The following is a 10,461-nucleotide window of genomic DNA, read 5'->3' as shown; positions in this document are numbered from 1 at the left end:
CCGGCCACGGCGACCACCGACGTGCCCGGGTCACCGCCGGTGGCCCCGGCCCGGATCCACCCTCCCGGTACCGAGAAAGGCAGCAGCACATGAACGACAGTCAGCACGGGATGAGCCGTCGCCGCATGCTCGGCGCCCTCGCCGGCGTCGCCGGCGCGGCGGCCGTCGGCGCGACCGGACTCGCCTCCGCCGCCGGCGCCAACGGCAACGGCGTCCTCGTCCCGCCCGGCAAGCGGGGCATCATCCTCTACAGCGTCCGGGACCGCATCGGCGCCGCCCCGGACACCAGCGGAGTGCCGTACGGCTTCGAGCGGGTGCTCGGGCGGCTCGCCGAGATCGGCTACCAGGAGGTGGAGTTCGCCGGCTACAACCAGCACACCTCCATCCTCGGCCGGCAGATCACCGCCGCGGAGATCCGCAAGATCCTCGACGACAACGGGCTGCGGGCCAACGGCTCGCACGCCTCGATCCCCGGCACGGTCACCCCGGACACCATCGCCGCGTTCGAGCGGACGCTGGACACCGCCGAGATCCTCGGCATGACCCACATCGGCACCGGCAGCGACCCGACCGGCAGCAACTACAAGGCCGACTGGGACGCCGCCGTCGACCGGTGGAACACCTTCGGCGAGATGGCCGCCGCCCGCGGGCTGAAGCTGTACACGCACAACCACGACGCGGCGTACAACTTCCTGCTCGACAGCGGCCCGCTGGACACCCTGGGCCGGCCGACCCGGTCCTCCGGCGTGCGGAAGCTGGAGTACTTCATCGCGCACACCAACCCGGAGTGGGTCTGGTTCGAGATGGACATCTACTGGGCGCACGTGGCCCAGCACCGGTTCCGCAGCTACACCGACCCGGACGGGGTGGTGCAGACCAGCATCTTCGACCCGCTGGCCGTGGTCGCCGCCCAGCCCATCCGGTTCCCGCTGTTCCACGCCAAGGACGGCGCGTTCAACCCCGCCAGCAGCGCGGGGTACGACATGGTGCCGCTCGGCCAGGGCGACATCGACTACGGCGGGTTCTTCGCCAACATGGGCGCCAAGGGCTACCACAACCCGATGTGGGAGCAGGACAACGCACCGGGCGGCGCCACCGACCCGGGCCGGTCGCTGCGCTACGCGGAGCTCAGTTTCCAGCACATGTCGAGTCTGCGGGGCTGACGGACCCGACACGCACCTAGGGGCCGCGTCCGGGACGACCGGGCGCGGCCCCGCGCGCCACACGCCGGTAACAGCGCCGTGGAAGACTTCAGGCCGGGAGGTGATGGCGATGGTCCTCGTCCGGCCTGAGAACGCGTACCAGGCACGGCTGGTCCGGCTGCTGCGCGACGACGGTCCCCGCTCGCGGGTGGAACTCGGCGACGCGGTGGGCCTGTCCCGGTCCAAGCTGGCCGCGGAGGTGGACCGGCTGGTCGAGCGGGGCCTGGTCGAGACCGCGGGGCCGGCGGCGTCGCGCGGCGGTCGCCGGTCCTCGATGCTGCGTGTCGCCGGCGGCGTGCGCTTCGCCGGCGTCGTCGTCGGCGCGGACCGGATCAGCGTCACGGTGACCGACGGCGAGTTGGCCGTGCTCGCCGGGGTCGCCGAGCCGATCGACGTCCGGGTGGGGCCGGAGCCGGTGCTCGGCCGGGCCGTCGAACTGGTCGGAAAGCTGCGGGCCGAGCTGGGTCTGGCCCAGCTCACCGGGGTCGGCGTCGGCCTGCCGGGGCCGGTCGGCTTCCCCGAGGGCACGCCGGCCTCCCCGGCGGCCATGCCGGGCTGGCACCGGTTCCCGGTGCGCGAGGCGCTCGCCGCCGAGCTGGGCTGCCCGGCCCTGGTCGACAACGACGCGAACGTGATGGCGCTCGGCGAGAAGCACGCCGGGGTCGGGCGCACCTTCGACGACTTCCTCTACGTCAAGCTCGGCACCGCGATCGGCTGCGGGCTGGTGCTCGGCGGCACGCCCTACCGGGGCGCGACGAGCAGCGCCGGGGACATCGCCCACCTGCCGCTCACCGAGGACGGACCGAGCTGCGCCTGCGGCGAGACCGGCTGCCTGGAGGCGTACTGCGGCGACCGCGGGCTGGTCGAGGCGGCGCTCGCCGCGGCCCGCGCGGGCCGGTCCACGGCGCTGGCGGCCCGGCTGGCCGAGGCGGGCACCCTCTCCGTGGCCGACGTCGTCGCGGCGGCGGGCGCGGGCGACGCGGCCGTGCAGGCCCTGGCCCGGGACGCGGCCCGCCGCCTGGGTCAGGTGCTGGTCGGTCTCGTGAGCTTCTTCAACCCGGGCATCGTCATCATCGGGGGCGCGCCGGCCGGGCTGGGCCACACGCTGCTGGCCGAGATCCGTGGGGTGGTCTACCGCCGGTCCGCGCCGCTGGCCACCGGCACGATGCCGATCGTGCTCTCCGACCTCGACGACCGCGCCGGTGCGGTGGGCGCGGCGCGGCTGGTCAGCGACCACCTCTTCTCGGCAGGCTGACGGGGGCCGAGTCCCCGCTGCGGGCCGAGTCCCCGCTGCGGGCCGAGTCCCCGCTGCCGCACGCGGCCGTGACCGCTGACGGGCCCTCGGTCCGTGCCGCCGAACGCGGCGTCGACCGGCAGCCGGGGGGACCCGGCCCGTGCCACTGACGGGTGCTCCGTCCTCGCTGCCGACGGGTGCTCAGCCCTCGCAGCGGACGGGTGCTCAGTCCTTGCCGCAGACGGGTGCTCAGTCCTTGCTGCTGAACGCGGCGTCGAAGGCCGCGGCCGGGGCGTCGAAGGCGAGCCGCCGGACGAACTGCAGGGCTTCGGGAGCGCCGACGAGGCGGTCCATGCCGGCGTCCTCCCACTCGATCGAGATCGGGCCGGCGTAGCCGATCGCGTTCAGCGCCCGGAAGCAGTCCTCCCAGGGCACGTCGCCGTGACCGGTCGAGACGAAGTCCCAGCCGCGCCGCATGTCCGCCCACGGCAGGTGCGAGGCGAGCCGGCCCCGCCGCCCGTCCCCCGTACGCACCTTCGCGTCCTTGCAGTCGACGTGGTAGATCCGGTCGGCGAAGTCGAAGATGAAGTTGACCGGGTCCAGCTCCTGCCAGACGAAGTGCGACGGGTCCCAGTTCAGCCCGAACGCGGGCCGGTGCCCGACGGCCTCCAGCGCCCGCTTCGTCGTCCAGTAGTCGTACGCGATCTCGCTCGGGTGCACCTCGTGGGCGAAGCGGACCCCGACGGAGTCGAAGACGTCGAGGATCGGGTTCCAGCGGTCGGCGAAGTCCTGGTAGCCCCGCTCGATCATCTCCGGCGGCACCGGCGGGAACATCGCCAGGGTGTGCCAGATCGACGACCCGGTGAAGCCCACGACGGTGTCCACGCCGAGCCTCGCCGCCGCCCGGGCGGTGTCCTTGATCTCCTCGGCGGCCCGTCGGCGTACGCCCTCGGGTTCGCCGTCGCCCCAGATCCGGGCCGGCAGGATGCCCTGGTGCCGCTCGTCGATGGGGTGGTCGCAGACGGCCTGACCGACCAGGTGGTTGGAGATCGCGTACACCTTCAGGTTGTGCTTCGCGAGGGTCTCCCGCTTCCGGTCGACGTACGAGTCGTCGGCGAGGGCCTTGTCGACCTCGAAGTGGTCGCCCCAGCAGGCGATCTCCAGCCCGTCGTAGCCCCACTCGGAGGCGAGCCGGCAGACCTCGTCGAACGGAAGGTCGGCCCACTGGCCGGTGAAGAGCGTGATGGGTCGCGCCATTGTCCTTCTCCCCTGTCGTGATGGGGGATTCCGTACGGGCGGGCCGGGGCGAGGGTGACCGGCCGGTACCGGTGAACGGCGGGGCCGCGGGGTGTGCCGGTGGGTGCGAAACGCACCGGAGCCCGCCGGGTTGCGCCTCCCGCCGGGTCACCGGCCACCAGAACGGTCGCCGCCCCCACTCTAGGCACCCCGGCGGCCCGAGGAAACCCCCCGCGGCCTGCCCGCCCTCCCGCCCCGCGATCGTGCAGTCCCGGCCCGTGTTCCGCGGCGTCCGCCGGAGACGCCGGGCACCAACTGCAAGATCGCGGGGACCCGGGTCAGGGCAGGGTCCACTTCTGGTTGGCGCCGGTGTGGCAGGTCCACAGGTGCACCGCCGTGCCGTCGGCGGGATTGTTGCCCGAGACGTCCAGGCACTTGCCGGACTGCGGGTTACGCAGCGTCCCGTCCGGCTGCGCCGACCAGTTCTGCGCACCCGTGCCGTTACACGTCCAGAGCTGGATCTTCGTGCCGTCCGCCGAACCGCCACCCGAGACGTCCAGACACTTGCCCAACGCCCGCACCGTCGAGTTCGGCGTCACCGTCCAGGTCTGCGCGGCGCTGCCGTTGCAGGTCCAGATCTGGATCTGGGTGCCGTCGGCCGTGGCGGCGTTGCGCACGTCCAGGCACTTGCCGGCCAGGCCCCGGATCGGGCCCACGCCGCCGCTGCCGCCGGGCCTGACCAGGGTGAAGTCGTCCACGTCGAAAAGCCCCGAGCCCGACCCGGTGAAGGTCAGGTAGAGGTTGCGGGTGCCGGACGGGACCCCGCCGAGGGTGGTGGTGACGTCGGCGAAGGTGGTCCAGCTTCCGGTGTTCGGCACCGCGACCGCGCCGAGCACGGTGCCGGTCGTGGATCCGGTACGCACCTGGAGGGTGCCGCCGGGCCCGCCCGAGACGACCCGCGCCCGGAACGACGTGACGCCGGTCAGGTCCACCCCGTCGTACGCGGCCCAGTCGCCCGGGTCGATGTGACCGAGCGTCTGACCACCGTTCGCCCCGGCCTTGGTGAACGGGGTGACGCCGCCGGCCGAGCTGAACGCCTCCGCCTGGATGGTGGTGTCGCCGGTCGGCGGGTTGGTGCCCAACTCCCTGATCCGGATGTTGCGGAACGAGGCGTCGTCGCCGGTGCCGTGGTTCTGGAGCCCGATGTGACCGGCGAGCGACCGGGCGGGGTCGGTGTTGGTGAAGTCGTTGATCTTCACGCCGTTGAGGAGGACCTGGAGGCGCTCGCCCTCGACGAGCAGCTCGTACGTGTTCCACTCCCCCGGCGGGTTGAGCGCCGCGTCCCGGGCGGCGAGGTCGGCGGACTTGAAGGTGTAGACCGCGCCGGTGGTGCGGTCGGCCGCGTCCGTGGCGTCGATCTGCACCTCGTAGCCGTTGTTCACCGCCGACCAGGGATCGCTCGACGGCGGGAAGCCGATGAAGACGCCGGAGTTGTCGTCGCCGGCGAGCCGCCAGTCCAGCTTGAGCGAGTAGTTGGTGAACTGCTTCGCGCTGTACCAGTAGAGCCCCATCCCACCGACCGAGGTGAGGGTGGCGTCGGCGTTGTCGAAGCCGCCCGGCCCGGCCTGGGACCAGCCGGTGGTCGAGCCGTCGTAGAGCGTGGTGTAGCCGGTCTCGGGGCGGCAGTCGGCCCTGGTGCGGCCGGCCGCGTACCGGATGCCGCCGAGCAGGTGGGCCCGGAAGGCCGGCTCGGCGTACGACGCCTGGGTGTGCCCGCCACCGGTGTAGAAGGCTCGGCCGCCGCTGTGGGTCTTGCACCAGGAGTGCGGGTGGTCGGCGCCCATCGAGCCGCCCGAGTAGGACGACTCGTCGAGGGTGGCCAGCACGCGGGCCGTGGAGCGGGCGTTGGTCTGGTAGTTGTACCACTCGTCGGTGCGGGTCCACGTCTGCGGCAGGTGCGCGGTGGCCGCGTGCGCCCGGTTCTCCGCCTTCACGTTCGCCTGCTGGATGTGCGGGTGCGAGGCGAAGTACGCGCCGACCAGGTTGCCGTAGAACGACCAGCCGTACTCGGTGTCGGCGGCGGCGTGCACGCCGACGAAGCCGCCGCCGGAGCCGATGTACGCCTCGAAGGCGCCCTGCTGGGCGGCGTCGAGCACGTCGCCGGTGGTGTTGAGGAAGACGACCGCCTCGTATCGGGCCAGGTTGGCGGTGGTGAACTGGGCGGCGTCCTCGGTGGCGGTGATGGTGAAGTTGTTGGCCGCGCCGAGGTCGCGGATGGCCTGGGTGCCGACCGCGATGGAGTTGTGCCGGAAGCCGGCGGTCTTCGAGAAGACCAGCACGTCGTACGGGGCGTCGGCGGCGCTGGCCGGGGCGGCCGGGGTGGTGCAGGCGAGGACGGCGAGGACGGCGGTGGCCGCGCCGAGGACGGTTCGCAGGAGTTTGCGCATGTCGCTCTCCCAACAGACGGGAGGAAGGGCCCCTGCCTCTGCACCAGGCGTTGGCAGGAGCCGTTCCCTTCGGGTCAGGGCAGGGTCCACTTCTGGTTGGCGCCGGTGTGGCAGGTCCACAGGTGCACCGCCGTGCCGTCGGCGGGATTGTTGCCCGAGACGTCCAGACACTTGCCGGACTGCGGGTTACGCAGCGTCCCGTCCGGCTGCGCCGACCAGTTCTGCGCCCCCGTGCCGTTGCACGTCCAGAGCTGGATCTTCGTGCCGTCCGCCGAACCGCCACCCGAGACGTCCAGACACTTGCCCAACGCCCGCACCGTCGAGTTCGGCGTCACCGCCCACGTCTGCGCCGCCGTGCCGTTGCAGCCGTAGATCTGGATCTGGGTGCCGTCGGCCGTGGCGGCGTTGCGCACGTCCAGGCACTTGCCGCCGAGCCCGACGACCGGGCCGGTGCGGACCGTCGCGCCGGTGGTGAAGGTGAACGAGTCGACGTCGTAGAGCGCGCCGGTGCCCGCGCCGGCGAAGGTCAGGTAGAGCGTGGTGGTGCCGGCCGGCGCCCCCGACAGGCTGCCGCTGACCGTGGTGAACGTGTCCCAGGCGCCGGTGACGGGGACCGTCGCGGAGCCGAGCACGGTGCCGGTGGCCGAGCCGGCCCGCACCTGGAGGGTGCCGCCGGAGCCGGCCGAGGAGACCCGGGCGCTGAACGAGGTCGCGTCGTCGAGCTTGTACGGCTCGAACGCGATCCAGTCGCCGTTGTGGATGTCGCCGACGGTCCTGCCGCCCTCGGCCGTGGCCTTGTCGAAGGTGTTGACGCCGGCGGAGGTCCTGAAGTGCTCCGCCTGGCGCTTGCGGGGCTGGAGGGTGTGCTGCTTGTGCGTGGTCAGCCCGCCCGCGTCGGTGTACTCCGCGTCGAAGATGGCGAAGATGTTCGCCGCGTCGTCGTGCTCGCCGTCGACGGGGATGGTGATCGAGCCCGAGCAGCCCGTCCTGGAGGTGATCTGGTGGCCGTGGCTGTCGTGGCCGAGCACGTAGGTCATCCTGACCCTGGTGCAGTCGATCGCGCCGTCCTCCGGGTCGGTCACGGTGATGCTGAACGGCACGGTGTCGCCGTAGCTGAACAGTTGGCCGTTGGCCGGGCTGTTGATGGTGACCGTGGGCGCGGTGTTGCCGACCCCGATCTGCACGTTCGCCGTGCCGGTGGCGTCCTGCGGGTCGCGGACGGTCAGCGTGACCTGGTAGGTGCCGTTGGCGGTGTAGGTCTTGCTGGGGTTGGCCGTCGTCGACGTGGTGCCGTCGCCGAAGTTCCAGGAGTACGTCAGCGCGCCGCCCTCCGGGTCCGACGACCCGGCCGAGGAGAAGTTCACGGTCAACGGCGCCGTGCCGGAGGTCCTGTCGGCCGAGGCGACCGCGGTCGGCGCGCGGTTGCCGCCGGCGATGTGGTCGTAGCGGTACAGCGCCGAGTTGGCGTCGCCGTTGAAGTAGCCGGTGCCGTAGTCCAGCACGTAGAGCGCCCCCTCCGGCCCGAACGCCATGTCCATGACCTGCTTGCCGTTCCACGGGAACGTGTCGATGGTGCCCGGCGCGCCGCCGGCGTCGAGGTGGATCGGCTTGACCCAGCCCCGGCCGAGTTCCCCGGCGAAGAACTGCCCGTCGAAGGACTGCGGGAACTTGGTGGTGGAGTTCAGCGCGGCGTCGTACCGGTAGACCGGGCCGGCCATCGGCGACTCGGAGCCGCCGCCGAACTCCGGCGGACTGCCGGCGTCGCCGGCGTACCGGATCCAGGCGGGCTTCGCCCCGGGCAGGGTGGGCAGGCCGGTGTTGCGGAAGGAGTTGTTGGTCGGCCCGCCGGCGCAGTCGTACTTGGCTCCGGCGGTCCCGGTGGCGAAGTCCCACTCGGCGTACGTCTCGGCGGCGGTGTTGGTGCCGGTGCAGTACGGCCAGCCGTAGTTGCCGGGGCCGGTGACCCGGTCGAACTCGACCTGTCCGCTGGGGCCCCGGGCGCTGGTGGTGCCGGCGTCCGGCCCGTAGTCGCCGACGTGGACGATGCCGGTGGCCCGGTCGACGCTCATCCGGAACGGGTTGCGGAAGCCCATCGCGTAGATCTCGGGGCGCGTCCTCGGGTCCGAGTCGACGAACATGTTCCCGGCCGGGATCGCGTACGTGCCGTCGGCGTTCACCCTGATCCGCAGGATCTTGCCGCGCAGGTCGTTGGTGTTGGCCGCGCTGCGCTGCGCGTCGTACGCGGGATTGCGGTTGGTGCGCTCGTCGATCGGCGCGTACCCGGCCGAGTCGAACGGGTTGGTGTCGTCGCCGGTGGAGAGGTAGAGGTTGCCGGCGGCGTCGAAGTCGATGTCGCCGCCGACGTGGCAGCACATGCCCCGGTCGGCGGGCACGTCGAGGATGTCGACCTTGCTGCCGGTGTTGATGGTGAAGTCGGCGTTGAGGGTGAACCGGGAGAGCCGGTTGACGCCCTGCCAGGCGGAGAAGTCGGTGCCGGTCGCCGGCGCGTCGCCGGCGGGGGTGGACAGCGGCGGGGCGTAGTAGAGGTAGATGTGCCGGTTGCTGGCGAAGTTCGGGTCGGCCCCGATGCCCTGCAACCCCTCCTCGTCGTGGGTGTAGACCGGCAGCGTGCCGATCACCGAGGTGGTGCCGGCGGAGTCCGTACGCCGGACGGTGCCGTTGCGGGCGGTGTGCAGGACCGACCGGTCCGGCAGCACCGCGATCGTCATGGGCTCGCCGACCTCGGCGACGCCCTTGGCGAGGGTGACCTGCTGGAAGTCGGTGCCGACGATGGGGTGGGCCTGGGCCGGAGTGGGGCCGCCCAGCGCGGCGGGGCCGGCGCCGAGGGCGACCGTGGCGGTGGCGGCCAGCAGCAGCGCCGCGCCGGCGGCGGCGGACCGTCGACCGGTCCCGTGGGTGGAAGCGTCCTTCGTGGACATGGATGTGCCGTCCCTTCCTGACCAGTGACTGCCAGGGCGGGCGCGCGCCGTCGCGCCGGATGCCGTAGCGGGGATGGGTCGGCCGCCGGGTGCTGTCCCGGCCGGCCGTGGCCTGCGAGGGGTGGGGTGTGCCACCGCTCGGAGGTCACCAGTCGATGGGTTCCCGCGCCGCCGGTTCACCTCGACGAAACATCTTCGCGATGGCCCGACACTAAACGACACACGTCTATGTGTCCACATGTTCCGACCGATCGGCGCGAACTTTCGTCGATCCCGCGAAAAGTCCCGGCGGCGGCCGGCGGCGGCCGATCAGAGCGTACGGTCGACGGCCTGGGCGGCGAGGGCGGCGAGGGCGGCACGGGCCTCGGGGGTCACGGGGGCCTCCGCCAGGGCCGCCAGGGCGGCATCGGCACGCACCCGGATCATCCGCTCGATCCGCTCGCGCGCGCCGGTACGCTCGATGATGTCCCGCAGCTCGGCGGCCCCGTCGGCGTCCAGCGCCGGGTTGCCGAACAGCTCCCGCAGCCTGGCGGCCTGCGCCCGGTCGGCGGCGCCACGGGCCAGCGCCATCATCACCGTCGGCTTGCCCTCCCGCAGGTCGTCCAGGACCGACTTGCCCGTGACGGCCGGATCGCCGAAGACCCCCAGCACGTCGTCGCGCAGCTGGAACGCGTCGCCCAGCGGGTCGCCGAACGCGGCCAGCTCGGCGACCGGCCCCGGGCCCGCCCCGGCCAGCGTCGCCCCGATCTGCAGCGGCCGGGTGACCGTGTAGCGGGCAGCCTTCATCCGGATCACGGTCAGCGCGCTGGCCACCGAGCCGTCGCCCACCCCGGAGACCAGGTCCAGGTACTCGCCCGCGATCACCTCGGTGCGCATCAGCGCGAATACCGCGCATCCCCGGTGCACCCGCGCGGCGTCCAGCCCGCACTCGTGGAACATCTGGTCGGACCAGGCGGCGCACAGGTCGCCGCAGAGCAGGGCCGTGTTGCGCCCGTACGCCTCGGGGTCGCCCCGCCAGGACGAGCGGGCGTGCAGGTCGGCGAAGAGCCGGTGCACCGACGGCTCGCCCCGGCGGCGGTCGCTGCCGTCGAGGATGTCGTCGTGGATCAGCGCGAACGCGTGGAACAGCTCCAGCGCGGCGGCGGCCACCACGATCGGGGCACCGTCGGGGGCGCCGGCGCCCCGCCAGCCCCAGTAGCAGAAGAGCGGGCGAAGCCGCTTCCCGCCGGCCAGCACGAACCGGTGCAGCGCGGTGAAGACGCCCCGGGGCGCGCCGTCCGGCCAGTCCCGGCCCTGCCGGTCGAGGAACGCGGCCAGCTCGGCGTCGACACGGGCCCGCAGTTCGCCGGTGTCGGGGGGCGCGACGGTGACGGTCACGACGCCTCCCCCGGTCGTCCGGCCGC

6 protein-coding genes are annotated in these 10,461 nt (G+C 72.8%); 2 read left to right on the top strand and 4 right to left on the bottom strand.

The features are described 5' to 3' along the window. Window positions 1–89 precede the first annotated feature (89 nt). Together AB0L34_RS30605 and AB0L34_RS30600 are read left to right on the top strand one after the other, a co-directional pair. Complete coding sequence (locus tag AB0L34_RS30605; protein ID WP_363708766.1) at window positions 90–1,163, top strand: sugar phosphate isomerase/epimerase family protein; 1,074 nt, start codon at window positions 90–92, stop codon at window positions 1,161–1,163. Window positions 1,164–1,272: 109 nt separating this feature from the next. After that, complete coding sequence (locus AB0L34_RS30600; RefSeq protein WP_363708764.1) at window positions 1,273–2,457, top strand: ROK family transcriptional regulator; 1,185 nt, start codon at window positions 1,273–1,275, stop codon at window positions 2,455–2,457. 228 nt (window positions 2,458–2,685) lie between these two features. On the opposite strand, the gene AB0L34_RS30595 is transcribed toward AB0L34_RS30600, so the two are convergent. The 4 genes from AB0L34_RS30595 to AB0L34_RS30580 all read right to left on the bottom strand — a co-directional run bounded on the left by AB0L34_RS30595 (window position 2,686) and on the right by AB0L34_RS30580 (window position 10,435). Continuing rightward, the gene (locus tag AB0L34_RS30595) at window positions 2,686–3,693 is read right to left on the bottom strand and encodes a sugar phosphate isomerase/epimerase family protein (RefSeq protein ID WP_357450766.1); all 1,008 of its coding nucleotides are present in this window, start codon (window positions 3,691–3,693) and stop codon (window positions 2,686–2,688) included. Window positions 3,694–4,010: 317 nt separating this feature from the next. Beyond that, window positions 4,011–6,119, bottom strand: coding sequence for a ThuA domain-containing protein (locus AB0L34_RS30590; RefSeq protein WP_363708762.1), 2,109 nt, complete (start codon window positions 6,117–6,119; stop codon window positions 4,011–4,013). Between the two features lie 74 nt (window positions 6,120–6,193). Next, the gene (locus AB0L34_RS30585) at window positions 6,194–9,058 is read right to left on the bottom strand and encodes an RICIN domain-containing protein (RefSeq protein WP_363708760.1); all 2,865 of its coding nucleotides are present in this window, start codon (window positions 9,056–9,058) and stop codon (window positions 6,194–6,196) included. 309 nt (window positions 9,059–9,367) lie between these two features. Next, the gene (locus AB0L34_RS30580) at window positions 9,368–10,435 is read right to left on the bottom strand and encodes a polyprenyl synthetase family protein (protein WP_363708768.1); all 1,068 of its coding nucleotides are present in this window, start codon (window positions 10,433–10,435) and stop codon (window positions 9,368–9,370) included. Window positions 10,436–10,461 lie beyond the last annotated feature (26 nt).

Origin of the sequence: Micromonospora sp. NPDC052213 (genome assembly GCF_040679695.1) — a bacterium.
GTDB lineage: Bacteria > Actinomycetota > Actinomycetes > Mycobacteriales > Micromonosporaceae > Micromonospora.
This window is presented reverse-complemented; position numbering and strand designations above follow the sequence as displayed.

Coding starts and splice junctions, on each gene's coding strand:
- AB0L34_RS30605 (WP_363708766.1), top strand. CDS start 90: ATGAACGACAGTCAGCACGGGATGAGCCGTCGCCGCATGCTCGGCGCC.
- AB0L34_RS30585 (WP_363708760.1), bottom strand. CDS start 9,058: ATGTCCACGAAGGACGCTTCCACCCACGGGACCGGTCGACGGTCCGCC.
- AB0L34_RS30600 (WP_363708764.1), top strand. CDS start 1,273: ATGGTCCTCGTCCGGCCTGAGAACGCGTACCAGGCACGGCTGGTCCGG.
- AB0L34_RS30595 (WP_357450766.1), bottom strand. CDS start 3,693: ATGGCGCGACCCATCACGCTCTTCACCGGCCAGTGGGCCGACCTTCCG.
- AB0L34_RS30590 (WP_363708762.1), bottom strand. CDS start 6,119: ATGCGCAAACTCCTGCGAACCGTCCTCGGCGCGGCCACCGCCGTCCTC.